Below are 14843 nucleotides of genomic sequence, written 5' to 3'. Positions count from 1 at the left end.
GGCAATGGAAAAAAGATGCAGGAGTTGGGCTATCCGGACTTCACCATAACCCAGGGGGCAGTGGAAAAGCAGACCGGCATGCCTGCAACATGCGAGATGTGTCATCAGGGGAATCCCAATGACAATACCATGGAGGGGGCACATAAGGGCATCTTGGGATTAGCTGTGGTTATGAAAAAGGGGATTGTTGCAGTGCCGAGGAGAGAGCTCAAGGGAGAAGACAGGGAATCCATCAAAGGTTTGAAGCTGAAAGGTGACTTTGTCGGCAACGCCCTTTTTCCAAGGGTAACCGCTGGGAATGGAGGGTCTGGGCTTAATCCAAGGGTATTTATTATACAATGGCATGACAAGGATATCAATACTATCGCCTTTAATCCGGGCATCGCTGAGAAGACCTGCGGAACCTGCCACCCGGAGGCTGTAAAAAGCTATATGAAGACAGCAATGGGCCTGGCCTTGACCCAGAGCCAGTATGCGACCTGGGTCGGCCCCACAGGTCCTCAGTCCTGCGGCCTCTGGACCGCGGCCACTGCAAAGCCCGACAATGACAGCTTTACTACCGGAAATATGGAGAAATACAATGCGGTCAGCACCGCCCATCTCGGCAAAGAACAGGCGTTCTCCAACCAGAGAAACTGCAATACCTGCCATGCAGGTTGCCTGGATTGTCACTACAGTCCTTTTAATAAAGAGGCCAGAGACAGTAAAGGCAACCCAAAAGAGGTGGGCGTTCATACCTTTTCCTTTAAACCTACGGTGCTTTCGTGCATGGGCGATGGCAGGGCCCAGATATGTCATGCAGGCCCCATGGAAAGACGGAGGGGAGATGGATTTATAAAGGGGGATTTTGCCAGGAAGGCTGTGGCTGACTTGCGGAACAAAAACTCAAAAAAATATATTGAGACCCCGGACATACACTTTGCCAAAGGCATAACCTGCGTGGACTGTCATGATCAGAATCACAAAACCCACAATATGGGGGATCAGATAAGGAGTCCCGAGCCCATGGAGTGTGCAAAATGTCATAAGCAAGAGGTATCCAGCCATAAGAAGGGAATTCACAGGAATCTCTCCTGCGAGGCCTGCCATACCCCCTTAGTAGCAGGCTATGCCTTTAACTTCTGGGCGCCTGGAAAAAAATTCGGGCTGGAGACCCCACTGGACAGGCATCCATTTTATACGGTTAATGCAATGGCCCCCATCATCCTTAAGGATAATAAAGGCCAGTGGAACCCCTATCACATAGTCCCGCACATCTCAACCAATGTTAAGAAGGAGGAGATAAAGCTGACAGGGAAACTTGTCTTCAGGGATAAGCCGGATGTAAACATAAAGAGGGAATATCCGTCCGATGATGCCTTTGCTGTCACGGGAACCTATGAAGGCAGCAAGGATGAAGGCACGGTCATGGCCTGGTTGAATATCGACAAGGTTGCCCATGCAGTAACAAAGGCCAGAACCTGTGAGAGCTGTCACGGATCAGAAGGGGCGCAAAGGGTTGTGGTGGATTACAAATGGATGGGAAAACCTGATACCGCTTATAAAGATGTCCTGTCAGGCAGTTTTACGATTGTGGCTGACAAAAAGGGTTTGAGGATCGAGAACCTTTCAGGGGCCGATGGAAAAACGATCCCTGAGGGACTTAAGCCCCTGTCAGGCAAGTGGAGTTTAATGGGAAACTTTTCCATCCCCGAGATAAGAGATAAGAGGGCATACGCTGAAGAAAAAGCCAGGTACGAAAGGGCATTGAGCGGGGGTAGATACCATTAAAATAAACTATCGAGGAGGTGATCGGACTTAACAGGAAAAGATCAATCAAAATTCGTATATTTTAAGGCCTGGCTTGTTGGGCTGACACTAAAAGACAACCAAAAACATAAGGAGGTATTAACATGAGGCACAGGATCTTTTTGATGGCAGGTTTATTTGCATTTCTTTCCTTTAACCAGGCAGCCTTTACCCCTGTGGCGTATTCCCAGACTGCACAGGTGGCCCAAGGCCAGACAGCGGAGCCAGGGGCTGACTTTCAAAAGGCCCATGAGTCCTTTATTAAAAAGGATTTCAAGGCATCCGCCGCGGAGATACGAAAGGGTGCGGATTTTTTAAAGAAGGAGGCGGAATCTGCCGGTGATAAAGGTAAAAAGACCTTGACGGCCTCTGCCCGGGAACTGGACAAGCTGGCAGATTCAGTTGAAAAGGGGGCTGTAAAATCAGACAAGGAGCTGAAAAGTGCATTTTCAAGGGCTGAGCACGCGGTAGCCAGTAATTACTATGTCAAGGCGACCGATTCCTGGGCAAAAAAAGAGACAAAAGAGACCGGCGAGGCCCTTAACTCAGCGGCAGAGCATATGGAACAGGCTGCAGATTGGTCAGGCCATAAACTTAAAAGCGGCGCATCCAAGGCCATTAAAGAGGGGCGCGAGATCTCTGGCAAACTTGTCGAAGGCACGGGCTACGTACCTGAAGAGGTTGGTAATGGCCTTAAAAATATGGGTGACGCCATATCGTGGTTTGGTAAAAAAATCCTGCCCGGAAAGAAATAAGGTGCATATATCCTGGATGTGCATCATATCATGGGAACCTCTTTTAGAGGTCCCCTCAAGGAGAACCCAATGAAATTATACCAACTGATTGCGGCCAGCTTGCTGACGCTTATGGTGCTGGCCGGTTGCACCACCACCGGCATGGGGCGTGGGGAAATGACTGCTAAAGGGGAATCCGCCGAGCCCGTTCTGTTTAAATGGAAAAGCATGGACGGTGGGCTGTCTGGTACAATGACGGCCATACTGCCTGATGCTATATATACAGGCCGGTTCTTTCAGATCACCCGACAGACGACGCGCGAGGCCCTTGTTCCGATGTGGAATGGCTGGAACGAAGGCTGGTCCGACTGGCCCTACTGGGGTGAGCCTTATCCTGATACGTACGGCGCGACGCAGTTCATTACATACTACAGCGGAAAAGTGGTTGCCAATCTTGAAACCAGCGGCGGACGCCATATGCGCTGCCGCTTCAATCTTGTCGATCCGCGAAGCGGCATGGCTGGCGGGGGGCAGGGCGAGTGCCAGCTATCTGGTGGCGGGGTCATTAATGCAACATTTTGACCCAGGTTTTGCCCCATGAGAGACTGTCCGGCAAATCCGTCACCCTCCCCTTAATCCCCTCCCATCAAGGGAGGGAAAAATAAAGGAGGCCTATCAAAGGAGGAATATGCAATTTCCAGAGCGGCTCCCTGGAAGACGTGGATTCAGAGCAGTTCCCTCTCCCCTTGGGGAACAAGACTTGCCGGATATTCATGAAACTTGACAAAAAAAGGCCTCTGCGATGGGGCGGCTGAAAGAATCCGAGTCAAGTGCCAACCAAAATCATGCAAAGGAGATCGATTATGTCAAATGAAAATGCAGCGGTTGCAGTCTTTGATGCCCATGTCGATGCAGAAGAGGCTGTGAAGGAATTACAGAAGGCCGGCTTTGATATGAAAAAGCTGTCCATTGTGGGTAAAGACTATCACACCGATGAACACGTCGTCGGCTACTACAATGCCGGTGACCGCATGAAGTACTGGGGCAAAATGGGTGCCTTTTGGGGCGGACTGTGGGGTATTCTATTCGGCGCAGCATTTTTCTGGATCCCCGGAATTGGTCCGGTTGTTGTAGCCGGACCGCTTGTCTCCGCCATTGTCGGCGGGCTGGAGGGTGCAGTGGCAGCCGGAGGGTTGAGCGCCCTTGGCGCGGGCCTTTACAGCATCGGTATTCCAAAGGACAGCATCATCAATTATGAGACGGTTATAAGATCTGACAAATTCCTGCTGATAGTCCATGGCTCCGGGGATGATCTGGCAAAGGCCAAAGAAATCCTTAAAAGCGTTGGCCATGAGCTGACTATTCATCACTGACATCCTCTCGGAATCCAAGTCAGGGGGGTTCTACATGAAACTTCCAAATTGGGGTATATATAAACCCTTCGGCTATTATGCCTTTACTCCATCTTTACTCCATCCAGCTGTTCCCTATATAAAACAACCTGCTCCCCATCGGAGCGGGTATGATTGAGCAAACGGGAACAACTATCACCGCCCGAGCAACAGGTCACGAAGAGATGAACCAGGCACTGGCAGGGCGGGCGTTTGGGGTGGAAGAGTGGCCTTTGGCCCGTGTTGAATAGATGATGGTGCCTGCGGCGGGGGCACGGGCTGCCCGGGCTGAACCGGCTGCTGAGATGAAGGGCTGGCTTGTTGCAGCGGACCTTGCGATTGAACGGATTGGCCTTCTGCCGCCCCGCCTTCCTTGGGCTGCTCGCCACCTGGTTGAGGTGGTGAAGGGGCCTCAGGTTTTATTTGAGGGGTCTGCAGGCCGACTGGAGCTGTCGCCCTTCGTTCGTCTTTTTCAGGCCCGAAGATGGCGAGATGGACACTCCTCCCCCTGAGCTCGAGATCTATCCCGTGGGGCGTTATGGCCGTAATACGCCAACCTTCCAGGGAATCCCCTATTTTCACAGGATGCGGCCTCTCTGCCTGGGCAGCCTGATTCATGGCGGGGAACTGTGGACCGGCCAATGGGAACACAGGATGACTTGTCTGGGGGGTGTTCACGGCCTTTATAAAGGCCTGACGTCTGCCGTTGATTATACTTACTCCATAGACCAGATAGCGATTGATCAGCTCCTGTTCACTGGCATACCTGGCCTTTTCATCAGCCTCATTCTGTGCGCCTTGGCCGCGTAATGGATCAAAGAGGTTTTCCTTTACTATGACATCATAAAGGCCGAGACCAGGCTTAGCACCGTTTGTATTTGATGGTCCAGCCATGCACAGTGCAACTGGTGTGATTGCCCCCAAAAGAGATAAAATGCATATAAATAGACTGCCTCTGTGTGCAGGGCCGGACATCATTGCTTCTTTGTATCCGGACTAGCCTCCCCCGCAGGGGGGATGGGCTGGTTTTTTTTGGCATCCGGCCTTGCGGCAGGCCCTTCAGCCTTTGCAGGTACCTCGGCCTCAGGGCTGGGCGGCAGATTCGCATTTTCAGGCGTCGTCTGGACATTCGGTTTCGCAAGTGGCGCTTCAAGCCCTTTGCCTGAATCAGCCGCTTCCGTCGCCTTCGTCCCCAATCCGCTGATGCTCTTTTTTTTCAAAGCCTCCTTCAGCTCTTTCACCCTCTTGGAAAAATCCAAGGTGAGCGCATCAGCGTCCTCGCGTGTTTTGATAAGATAAGGTGTAATAGCGAACATGAGCTCGGTCTTGCTGGTCTTTACGCCTTGATCGCCGAACAAATGACCTAGAATAGGTATATCTTTTAAATATGGAATCCCTGAATTGCTCTTGGTCTTCTGTGTCTGTATGAGACCCCCCATTATGATGGTCTGGCCATCCTTGGCCACCATATATGTGGTGGCCTTTCTGGTCCTGAAGCTCGGGGAATTGAGCCCCCCGGTCTGCATGCTGGTGACTGAGCTTACCTCCTGTGTCACCTCCATACGCACCAGGCCACCGTCATTTATCGATGGCTTTACCTTAAGTATTATACCGGCGTTTCTGTACTGCACTGACTGTGTGGTCGTACCACCTTCGGTGGTGGTTGTGCCTGTAAGCGTTGGCACCTCGTCACCGGATTCTATCCTGGACTCTTGGTTGTCAACGGCAAGGATCGTCGGGCTCGACAGTATGTTGACGGTGGTCTTCTGTGCCAAGGCGCTGATCAAGGCCCTTAAGCCCCCTGCATTGTCGAAAAGGCTATATGTCAGACCAGTAGGGCCTGTGCCAAGCGGCGTATTCTGTTTCATAGTGGTGCCGTCCGTTAAGGCTACATCTGCATTATAGGTTGTACCACCGAAATTTAAGCCCTTGTTTTTAAGAAACCACTCAACGCCGTATTGGAAATTGTCGTTGAGCGTCACATCCACTATGAGGACCTCTATCAGGACCTGCCTTGGCACCACATCTATCTTTTTGATGACATCCGATATGACCTTATAGTCCCTTGGGCGGGCCCTTACCAGTATGGCATTGTTGGTCTCATCAGGGATGATCTCTACATCCCCCGCCAGCTCCCCGGTACCGCTTATACCTTCCGGCTTAGCAACAGCCGCCGGTTTTTCCGTATTGGTGCGTTCGACCATGACGGTTTTGTTCTTGTCAGTTTTTGAAGCAGATGATCTTGATGCGCCCCTTATCCCATAGAGTTCATTCAACATATCTGCTATATCCTTGGCCTTGCCGTTCTGCACGAAATAGACATATACCTGCTTGCCCTTATCAGCCTGTCTCTGATCAAATTCCTTGATCCAATTCCCTACCACATCTAGGACATCTTTCCATTTTGTAACGACCAGGATGCTGTTTATCGTTTTGAGCGGCAGGATCTGAAAGGCGCTTTGATCAAGGCCTGCCCTGCCGTAGATGACTTTGCCCTGGATAAGTTTTTCTATATCATCATAGACATCGGTGACGCTTGCATTCTCAAGGGTAAAGAGCCGCCAATGGTAATCTTTGAAGATATCTGTATCTATAAAGGTAAGTATGCTGCCTATTTTGTCTATATTTTCGGCGGTATCAGAGATCAGGAGCGAATTTGTGCTCGGCTCGGGCACTATTACGGCACCTTGGGACAGGAAGTTCTTTAGATTTGAGGCTGCGGCCGTGGCTGACAGATATTTGAGTTGAAATATCTGGACTACGTCGCCCGGATTGGCCAAGGCATCTTTCCTGTTTATGACGATAGGGCCGGTCCTTGCGGTGTCGGGTTTTCTTACGACCTTGTAAAGGCCGTGCTCCCCCTTTGTTATGCCAAGGCCGTGTATCTGAAGCACCGAATTAAATAGGTTCAAAAGCTCATCCCTCGTGTATGAACCCTGTATGTGGAGCGACACCACACCCTTTATTGCCGGATCAACTACGTAATTAAGCCCCAATATCTGGGACAACACCAGGTCGAGCACAGGATAGATATCCATATTGTCAAGGGTGATGTCAATGGGCTTGCGCTCTAAAGGCGATGCGCCTGCAAATGGAGAAACCGAGGCCTGTGGCTGGGCCTGGGGCGCCTGCAGAGGTACAGGGTTGGGCGGAAGAGGAACGGCTGCCTGCCCCTGGGCGGGAGGGGGCTGATTTACGGACGGTGCAGCCTGGTTTTGTGCAGGCGCCGAGGCAGTAGGCTGTATCGGCATAGGGGGCTGCGCGGCTGCAGGTTGTTGCGGCCCAGACCGTGCCGGCGCCACCCCCGGAACGGCTACCGGAATGGATGGGCGGTCTATATGTTTGGACCTCTGCCTCGAATTTTGGTCGACGCCCTGCGCACCCTTCTGCGTCTGTCCTTTATCTTGGCCGAACGAATAACCTGCGTTGGATAACAGTGTAATTATCAAAACAATGCTGAATAGCCTAATGATATCGACTTTCATTTCCAATCCTATTATCTTCATTTTTACCCGCTCTTACGCCATGCTTGGCCTCATTCTTTGCCTTTACGGCACAAAGGGCGTCAAAGTCCATATTGATCCTGGTATATGGAGTCGGACCCTGTATTACCATTACATTGAGATTATTCAATCTGACCATCTTGCCTTCGGAATCAACCTTCATTAAAAACTGCACCAGCCCCTTCATGCCTGACTTGGTGATCAGACTTACAGTACCCAATGGATATTCATTCCACTTGCCACCGGCAGCCGCCCTATAACTCAAGACATCCATGCCGGCATCCGATGCCTTTTTTAGTAAGTCATCCTGAAGATTTGAGGCAACCACCTGCGGGTTCTCCCCTGGTATCAACAACTGCATAAACCTGGCCCTCTCCTGTTCGACCCGTTTTAGTTCCTCGTCTATGCTGCGCAGCCGTTTGATCTCTGCCTTGGTACCCTCTATCTTTTTTTTCGTAACCGCAATCCGGGTCGTCATCTCGTCGATCTTTCCGGTCGTTGGTTCAAACAAAAATGAATACCAGAATATTATCGCTATTATCAAGATCCCATAGCGCAAAACCGGACTTTTTGAGTCAAATTGCCATTCAGAGGCCTTCATTATCTTGTCCCTTTTTGGTTTGTAAGGGTTATCTCCACAGAGAAGCGTTCTTTCTGGTTGTTGTCCTTCATAACCGGGGATGTGAACTTGAGTTCGGCACAAAACGGCAGCTTTCTCCATTCTGTGGTGACCTGAGAGGCTGAATTTCCTTCTGCCGTTATCCTGAGCTTGTCATCTTTAATGGTCAGGTTCTGTATCCAGGTATCCTGGGGCGTATTTACTGTAAGCAGGCGTAGAACATCGAGTGGACGCGGAAATTCGTCTTTAAATCGTGTCATCAAGGCCATCTCACCCTTTATGCCATCGACCTTTTTTTTGATCTCAAGAAGGGGCTTGAGTTTCTTATCCAGAGCTGCAAGCTCGGCTTCTCGCGACTTCAGGGCGATTGAATGCCCATAAAATTTAACCCCCAAGATGCACGTATTCAGCAGTATGATGGTCCCCATCGCTAATACAGCCGCCTGGAACGGATTGATGCGGAGGATAAGTGGTGGACGACGGGGCGTCTCTTGAAAGGATATCGCCGGGTACATACTGAGTCCGAGAACTGCGGCGCAAAGCCCCCAGCTGAGACTCTCCTTTTTCCCGCAAAACCTGGATATCCCTGGTAGGGCGTGGCATGGATCTTGGCAGGACGTCGAAATCGAGCTGGATCCACTCGGATCTACAATATAGGCAGGACTGGGTATGAGCCTGAAGAACTTGGCCGGCACATAGGATGAGAGATCGAGAAGCGCCTGAGAAACATCCCTGCCTCCCTCAATCGGCAGGGTATAGACCCCTTCGCAGACTGTTTCTCCGTGCAGGGAAGTATACCAAAATCCGCCTTGCCTGCCAAGGACGACGCACGGGAAACCGGCCTTGCCTCGTCTAATGAGTATATCCAGTCCGACGAAAGCGGGTGACACAGGACCTAGAGACACCTTGTGGCCTGTCTCTGAAAACACCTTAAAAAGTGGATCAAGAACGGCACGTCTTATATAGGCAAGAAGGACTATCGTTTCGCCGTTTCTTTCAAAGGCATATTGATCATAATATATCTCCGACTTATCCAGGTGGGAATGGAGCTCTATGCCCAGTCTCACCGATTCCGCAGCCTCCGCCGGGATAAGCCGGGCCATGGCCAGCTCTCTAAAAAAACAATACCTCTGAGGCAGGGCTAGACAGAACCTTCGCCTTCGTGACGGGTTAAACGCCTGCAGAAAGACCTTGAGCTGATTATAAAAAGATCCTTGTTGACGACCAGGCCACTCCGGTATGTCAAAAGGCGCCCAACCTTTTGGTCCAAGCCTTAGGCCAAAGACCTGTGGATCATCTTCGTCTGCATATATACCTATTATCTCAGTGTGAAAAGCCATCTTTACCCGGCGTCTCCCCATATAAGACGTCTTCTTGATCAGAGCCTGCGCTCGCGGTCTCGGTCCAGTGTACTAGCTTGAAATTGGTGCCGCCCTGAACCGGTTGCCAATATATCCAATAGCTCATGCCGCCGATCTTGGTCTTAAGACAAACCACCTCGTGGGAGAATGGGGCGTTGCCAGCACCGGCTATGTGTCTCAAGGGCGGCGGCGCATACTCTTTTATAACAGTTCCGGTCTTGTTGTAAACTGTAAAAATATCCCTCAAACCGCCTTTCCACTCCAGATCCATCCCTGAGTCTTTGAATTCATAAGGGATGGGCCCATAAAACAGCTCCTGCGTAACACCATTTACAAGCAAAAGTTCTTCCAATGTGTGAAACGGGCCGTTGGCAGGGAGATAGGGCGGGGTCTTCGCAAGATAGACCTCATCCTCGGCCCCGTTTTCCCTTGGTATATTGTCGGGATCCCTCCAGTCCAATATCCCATCCACGATCTCGTCCGCGGTCGTCCCCTTGCCCAACAGTCCTCCAAGTGCCTCTTTGAGCTGTTCCTCGGTCGCATTATTCAGATCCAGCTTCCCATGTTCGTCCTCAAGGGAGAAGGTCACATCCTTTCCGCCGATATTTACCATATAAATGGTCCCATCCGGGATCAACAACCCTTTATCCCAAGCCTCGTCAGGCTTCATATCAGGAGGTGCAAGCCTTGTCGAGACAAGGAGCAGAAGGGAACGGGTTAGATATTGTGCATCAAGCGAGTCCCACACTTCCTGGCCTAGATTGCGCCTGACCCTGGACTGGACCGCATAGAAACCGGCTATCATGGTGAGAAAGGCCAGTGTCCAGAGGACCAATATCATCACGAACCCCTTTTGCCCCTTCACCTCTTTTTGTCTCCCTCGCAAAAAGGATCGGTGCACAGCATCCGGTAAGAGAGGCCCTTGTCCTTTGCGGTCCCCCAGGCCAGGACCACTATCTGCGGGACGTCGCTGGCTTCATCCCATTTATCTCTCCAATCCTTCGGATTTGCAGCCTCGTCTTGATCGGCGCAATAGAAGAACGAAATGGGCCCTGTACCGCTGACCTCGGAATATACCCAACCTTTGGTGATACTATCTTCGTTGAACTGCTCAGGCGGTGATTCGTTCAGTTCATCCTTTCTCGTTATAAGTCTCTGAGCATATATCAGTTCGTCTGAGTCGGCGTCGTATCTGTAGATTACATGGAATATACCGCCCATTCGGGAACCAAGGGGGACATAAGTGGTCACAAAAGAAAGTTCGGCATTGTCGCCCTTGAACATAGCGAATTCCCCGAGATCCTGCGACGAGGTACGGATCGCACACTTAAGCTGCCGCGCAAGGAGATTTTCTATGGAAGACTCAATCATAAGGGCCCTGTCCTCTTCGTGGCCCCTTTCCCATGCCATTAGACCCGCATGGATCGCCATGGAGAGTATGACCGTAATAACTGCCATAAGGGTTATGGAAATCAGGAGTTCAAGGAGCGTAAAGCCATTCCCGCTGCATCTTGATGTCAATTAAGACCTCCGGCAAAGGGCGCCTGCGCGCCTGGAGAAGGCTGATCCGCAGACTGCATGAGGCTTGCAAGTACAAAAGGCGCCCCGTTTCCGGGCGGGAATATCTTTAAGACGACCTCCACGAGCCCTGGTGTATCAAGATCCTTTTCGCCCATATCTTCATTCTGAAGCGTGACAGCCGCATCCCTTACGACAATACTATAAGACCAGCCCGGATGCCCCTCGACCTTGCCGGAACCGGCTGTGATTGACCCTCCTCCGTCTCCAAGGTCCCGAAGAATATCTCCTGCTATCTCTGCCGCCTCTCTCGCCTGATCTCCTCTGAAGGCCTCCCTATGGCCCATGGCTATACTTGAAAGGATTACGCCGAGCGCTATGCCGACTATGGCGATTGCAACGAGCACCTCTATGAGGGTAAAGCCGCTTGAGCGCTTCATGATATGTGTCTTGACTGTATTATGCCTAGAAATCGATCGATGGTAACCCTGTCGACGGAGCCATCGGCCCGTTTAAGATCGATCTCCCCGCCGCTCGAACTGCCGTCGGGGAAAAAATAGACTATATAGACGCCAGGCCTTGGTTCGCTTATCCCCTTGCCTTCCACTTTGATGGTCTCAGGGACATGTTCCGGGCTCCTGCCCTGCACAAAAAATTCCCTCTCGGGCCCATAGATTACAAAACGCACCACCTCGCCCCTGACAAGACTTGCGCTCCTAGCACTGGCGATCGCCTGTGTGAAATCTACAACGAAACGGCTCTCGTTAGACTTCAGCATCCCGCTCCCGACCGAGATAAAGACCATCGCACCTACTATGCCTATCAATACAAGGACTATCAGGAGCTCTACCAAGGTGAAGCCCTTACCGGACAGACGGCGACGTCCTGAGAGGACATCGGCGACTCCGTGGCGGACGGGGGCATGCCCGGCCATGACCGCCTTCCGTGCCGCAACACCATTAACAGGATCGTCGAATAGAGAGATGGCCGCTGCGTAAACAACGACCTGCAAAGGCAGCAAGCAGGTGTCCTTGAACGGTCTTTCAGAACGCGACATCGTTTATGCCGAATATGGCGAGCAGCATAGAGAGGATAATGCCGCCGATCACGATGCCCATGAACACTATTGTGATAGGCTCCACCAGGGAGAGATAGACCTTTGTGTCATGCTGTATCTTTTCATCGAAGTCATCAGCCACCTTCAGGAGCATGGCGCCCAGTTCGCCGGTCTCCTCTCCGATGCCGACCAGATTGACCATCAGGGTTGGAAAGAACCGTGACTTCTTCATTAGCTGACTGAAGCTCCTGCCTTGACGTACCCCTTTGTATATCTCGCCTATCTCGTCTCTTAAAAGGCTGTTCGACACAACATCACCTGCAAGAGATATGCCCTTTAAAATAGGGACGCCGCTCTCTATCAATGTTCCTAGAGTGCGGCAGAAGCGGGCCAGCTCAATCTTTAAAAGCATAGGGCCAGCAAGTGGGAGTCTCAATACAAATCCATCCCACCAGGCCCTGCCGTCGGGCGTCTTTATATACTGGCGGAACCCAAAAAATCCAGTGGCGGCTATTGAAAAAATAATCCACCACCACTTCTTGATGACAATACTCGCTTGAAATATGATCCTGGTCATAGTCGGCATGGGCTGATCCAGGTCGTCGAATATCTGTCCGAACTTAGGCACGACAAAGGTTATGAGTATCACTACCGAGAGTATCCCGACCAGCATCAGTACACCGGGATATATGGATGAAGTGACAATAAACCTCTTTATCTGCCTGGAGCGCTCCAGAAAACCGCCGAGCCTCTTCAAGACCTGAGGCAGCACCCCACCCATCTCACCGACTGTAACCATGTTGACATAGAGCTTGTTGAATATATCAGGATAGGCGGAAAGTGCGCCGGAGAGCCCTTTACCACCCTGGACGTCTTCCTTTATGGCAACTACGAGTTCCCGCGTGCCAGCTTGTTCAGATGAATCGGCTATAATAGACAAGGCCCTCTCTAGAGGGACGCCAGCCTCAAGGAGATCGCCCAGCTCCTTGGTGAAAAAAAGGACGTCCTCATGACTGAACCTGCGGCGCTGCCTGCCGAAGACGGCCTGGAGCGGCCTTATGCGCCTTATCTTGATGGGTTGCAGACCTTTTGACAGGAGCTGCGCCAAGACAGCCTCCTGGCTTACGGCCTCATCTACCCCCTTTATTCTCTGCCCGCGCTGATCAAGGGCCTCATAGGCAAAGCTTGGCATCAGTTCGTAACCCTCATTACCTCTTCAATGGTGGTCTGGCCGTCTATAACCTTTTGAAGGCCATCCTGTCTCAATGTGCGCATACCCCTTTTTATAGCTGCGGCAAGTATCGCTGAACTGTCGTCCCCATGCATTATGAGTCTCCTGATCTCATCATTCACCAACAAGAACTCATATATGCCGGTACGCCCGGAATAACCCGTGCCAGCGCAGTGAGCGCAGCCGGTGCCGCGCCATACGTTCGTAGGACATCTAGAGGGATCAACACCTAGGGCATGGGCTATCTCATCCACAAACCCGGGCGGCAGTGCATAAGGCACCCGACACTCCGGACAGATCTTGCGCACAAGTCTCTGTGCCATCACGGCAAGGATGCACGAGGAAAGGAGATAAGACTCAATACCCATCTCCTGAAGCCTGGTGATAGCACTGGCGGCGTCGTTTGTATGCAGGGTCGAAAAGACCATGTGTCCTGTTAGGGCCGATTGGACCGCTATCTCCGCGGTCTCGGAGTCCCTGATCTCGCCTATCAGGATGACGTCGGGGTCTTGCCTCAAGATGGTGCGAAGGGCAGAGCTGAATGTGAGCCCGATGTTTGCGCGGACATGAATCTGGTTTATGCCGTCGAGCTGATACTCTACCGGATCTTCTACAGTCACTATCTTTTTTTCAGGGGAGTTTATCCGGTTCATTACCGCATAAAGCGTAGTGGTCTTGCCACTGCCAGTGGGCCCGGTGACGAGTATCATGCCGTAGGGCCTAGTTATGACACCCTCAAAGGCTCCTAAAAGCCCTTCAGAAAGACCAAGGGCTGCAAGATCTAGCTTGACCTCTTCGCGGTTTAAAAGCCTCAAGACTATACTCTCGCCAAAAAGTGTGGGCAGGGATGAGACGCGGATATCTATATCCCTCGAACCCTCGCGCACCCTTATGCGCCCATCCTGGGGGAGGCGCATCTCGGCTATGTTCATTTTGGCCATCAGCTTGATCCTAGAGGTAATGGCAGGCTGGAGTTTTTTTGAAACGGTTTCGACGTCGTGCAGCACGCCGTCTATCCTGAACCTGATCGTCAAGTGATCCCTGAATGGCTCAAAGTGAATGTCAGAGGCCTTCACCTCAAGGGCCTGGCTGATCACGTGGTTTACAAGACGTATTACAGGGGCCTCGGAAGCAAGGTCTCGCAGCTGTTCCGGATCGTCCCAAAGACCTTCTTCTATCCTTGACTCGATGTCGTCATCGTCCTCTCCGCCAAGATCCACCTCTGCTTCATACCAGCGGTAAACAGCGGCAAGTATATCTTCTTCACTGGCTAGAAGCGGCTTTATAGGTCTTTGGTAGATATCCTTAAGCACCTCACGGAGGTAAAGGTCATGAGGCCTCGCCATGGCAAGCCTTACCTCATTTTCATCTATGGCAAGGGGGACAACCCGCCACTGCTTCATGAGACGAGGCGGCAGGCCGTTTACGAGCGGCGGTCTCTCAGGAAAATCACCCTGACCAGCCCGCGGGAATTCAGGTAAAGGGCGTTCGCCCTCTCCCCCTGATTTCCTTTCGGCCCCATCCACAGACAGGTCTCCGCCATGGGGGATAAAGCCGCTCTTTTGCAAGAGCCTTTCTATCTTTTCTTTACCGCCATTCAAAAAGGTATTAAATTGACCGGCAATGGATTTAATATCCATA

General features: G+C 51.6%; 14 protein-coding genes. 4 read left to right on the top strand and 10 right to left on the bottom strand.

Annotation, left to right across the window (positions count from 1 at the left end):
- From ACP5SG_RS00175 to ACP5SG_RS00160, 4 genes are all read left to right on the top strand, one after another.
- On the top strand, positions 1-1770 hold a 1770-nt coding region (locus ACP5SG_RS00175), incomplete at its 5' end, for a cytochrome c3 family protein (protein ID WP_428120860.1).
- Between the two features lie 122 nt (positions 1771-1892).
- Entirely contained in the window at positions 1893-2543 is a 651-nt protein-coding gene (locus ACP5SG_RS00170) for a hypothetical protein (RefSeq protein ID WP_237888950.1), read from the top strand.
- Between the two features lie 69 nt (positions 2544-2612).
- On the top strand, positions 2613-3104 hold the full coding sequence (locus ACP5SG_RS00165) for a hypothetical protein (protein WP_424661333.1): 492 nt from the start codon (positions 2613-2615) through the stop codon (positions 3102-3104).
- A 281-nt stretch (positions 3105-3385) separates the two neighbouring features.
- Positions 3386-3895 carry a general stress protein gene (locus ACP5SG_RS00160; RefSeq protein WP_237888948.1) on the top strand — a complete coding sequence of 170 codons (510 nt, stop codon included), beginning with the start codon at positions 3386-3388 and terminating at the stop codon, positions 3893-3895.
- A gap of 174 nt (positions 3896-4069) precedes the next feature.
- On the opposite strand, the gene ACP5SG_RS00155 is transcribed toward ACP5SG_RS00160, so the two are convergent.
- The 10 genes from ACP5SG_RS00155 to gspE all read right to left on the bottom strand — a co-directional run bounded on the left by ACP5SG_RS00155 (position 4070) and on the right by gspE (position 14842).
- Complete coding sequence (locus tag ACP5SG_RS00155; RefSeq protein WP_237888947.1) at positions 4070-4807, bottom strand: hypothetical protein; 738 nt, start codon at positions 4805-4807, stop codon at positions 4070-4072.
- A gap of 80 nt (positions 4808-4887) precedes the next feature.
- Entirely contained in the window at positions 4888-7398 is a 2511-nt protein-coding gene (gspD, locus tag ACP5SG_RS00150; protein ID WP_428120851.1) for a type II secretion system secretin GspD, read from the bottom strand.
- Positions 7379-8017, bottom strand: coding sequence for a GspMb/PilO family protein (locus ACP5SG_RS00145; protein WP_237888945.1), 639 nt, complete (start codon positions 8015-8017; stop codon positions 7379-7381). The genes gspD and ACP5SG_RS00145 overlap by 20 nt, the downstream gene beginning before the upstream one ends.
- On the bottom strand, positions 8017-9375 hold the full coding sequence (locus tag ACP5SG_RS00140; RefSeq protein WP_428120846.1) for a PilN domain-containing protein: 1359 nt from the start codon (positions 9373-9375) through the stop codon (positions 8017-8019). The genes ACP5SG_RS00145 and ACP5SG_RS00140 overlap by 1 nt, the downstream gene beginning before the upstream one ends.
- On the bottom strand, positions 9359-10261 hold the full coding sequence (locus tag ACP5SG_RS00135; protein ID WP_424661329.1) for a general secretion pathway protein GspK: 903 nt from the start codon (positions 10259-10261) through the stop codon (positions 9359-9361). Before ACP5SG_RS00135 ends, ACP5SG_RS00140 begins: the two co-directional genes overlap by 17 nt.
- Entirely contained in the window at positions 10258-10917 is a 660-nt protein-coding gene (locus ACP5SG_RS00130; protein ID WP_237888942.1) for a PulJ/GspJ family protein, read from the bottom strand. The genes ACP5SG_RS00135 and ACP5SG_RS00130 overlap by 4 nt, the downstream gene beginning before the upstream one ends.
- A complete protein-coding gene (locus ACP5SG_RS00125; protein ID WP_237888941.1) occupies positions 10914-11354 on the bottom strand; it encodes a type II secretion system protein in 441 nt (146 codons plus the stop codon). Before ACP5SG_RS00125 ends, ACP5SG_RS00130 begins: the two co-directional genes overlap by 4 nt.
- Entirely contained in the window at positions 11351-11971 is a 621-nt protein-coding gene (locus tag ACP5SG_RS00120) for a prepilin-type N-terminal cleavage/methylation domain-containing protein (protein WP_237888940.1), read from the bottom strand. The genes ACP5SG_RS00125 and ACP5SG_RS00120 overlap by 4 nt, the downstream gene beginning before the upstream one ends.
- Positions 11958-13163 carry a type II secretion system F family protein gene (locus tag ACP5SG_RS00115; RefSeq protein ID WP_237888939.1) on the bottom strand — a complete coding sequence of 402 codons (1206 nt, stop codon included), beginning with the start codon at positions 13161-13163 and terminating at the stop codon, positions 11958-11960. Before ACP5SG_RS00115 ends, ACP5SG_RS00120 begins: the two co-directional genes overlap by 14 nt.
- Entirely contained in the window at positions 13163-14842 is a 1680-nt protein-coding gene (gspE, locus tag ACP5SG_RS00110) for a type II secretion system ATPase GspE (protein WP_428120839.1), read from the bottom strand. The genes ACP5SG_RS00115 and gspE overlap by 1 nt, the downstream gene beginning before the upstream one ends.
- Position 14843 lies beyond the last annotated feature (1 nt).

The sequence above is a fragment of the Dissulfurimicrobium sp. genome (genome assembly GCF_049968175.1).
In the GTDB taxonomy this organism is placed as follows: domain Bacteria; phylum Desulfobacterota; class Dissulfuribacteria; order Dissulfuribacterales; family Sh68; genus Dissulfurimicrobium; species Dissulfurimicrobium hydrothermale.
The sequence above is the reverse complement of the archived record's forward strand: the minus strand, read 5'-3'. Positions and strand labels throughout refer to the sequence as shown.

Coding starts and splice junctions, on each gene's coding strand:
- ACP5SG_RS00170 (WP_237888950.1), top strand. CDS start 1,893: ATGAGGCACAGGATCTTTTTGATGGCAGGTTTATTTGCATTTCTTTCC.
- ACP5SG_RS00145 (WP_237888945.1), bottom strand. CDS start 8,017: ATGAAGGCCTCTGAATGGCAATTTGACTCAAAAAGTCCGGTTTTGCGC.
- ACP5SG_RS00160 (WP_237888948.1), top strand. CDS start 3,386: ATGTCAAATGAAAATGCAGCGGTTGCAGTCTTTGATGCCCATGTCGAT.
- ACP5SG_RS00155 (WP_237888947.1), bottom strand. CDS start 4,807: ATGGCTGGACCATCAAATACAAACGGTGCTAAGCCTGGTCTCGGCCTT.
- gspD (WP_428120851.1), bottom strand. CDS start 7,398: ATGAAAGTCGATATCATTAGGCTATTCAGCATTGTTTTGATAATTACA.
- ACP5SG_RS00115 (WP_237888939.1), bottom strand. CDS start 13,163: ATGCCAAGCTTTGCCTATGAGGCCCTTGATCAGCGCGGGCAGAGAATA.
- gspE (WP_428120839.1), bottom strand. CDS start 14,842: ATGGATATTAAATCCATTGCCGGTCAATTTAATACCTTTTTGAATGGC.
- ACP5SG_RS00120 (WP_237888940.1), bottom strand. CDS start 11,971: ATGTCGCGTTCTGAAAGACCGTTCAAGGACACCTGCTTGCTGCCTTTG.
- ACP5SG_RS00165 (WP_424661333.1), top strand. CDS start 2,613: ATGAAATTATACCAACTGATTGCGGCCAGCTTGCTGACGCTTATGGTG.
- ACP5SG_RS00140 (WP_428120846.1), bottom strand. CDS start 9,375: ATGGCTTTTCACACTGAGATAATAGGTATATATGCAGACGAAGATGAT.
- ACP5SG_RS00125 (WP_237888941.1), bottom strand. CDS start 11,354: ATGAAGCGCTCAAGCGGCTTTACCCTCATAGAGGTGCTCGTTGCAATC.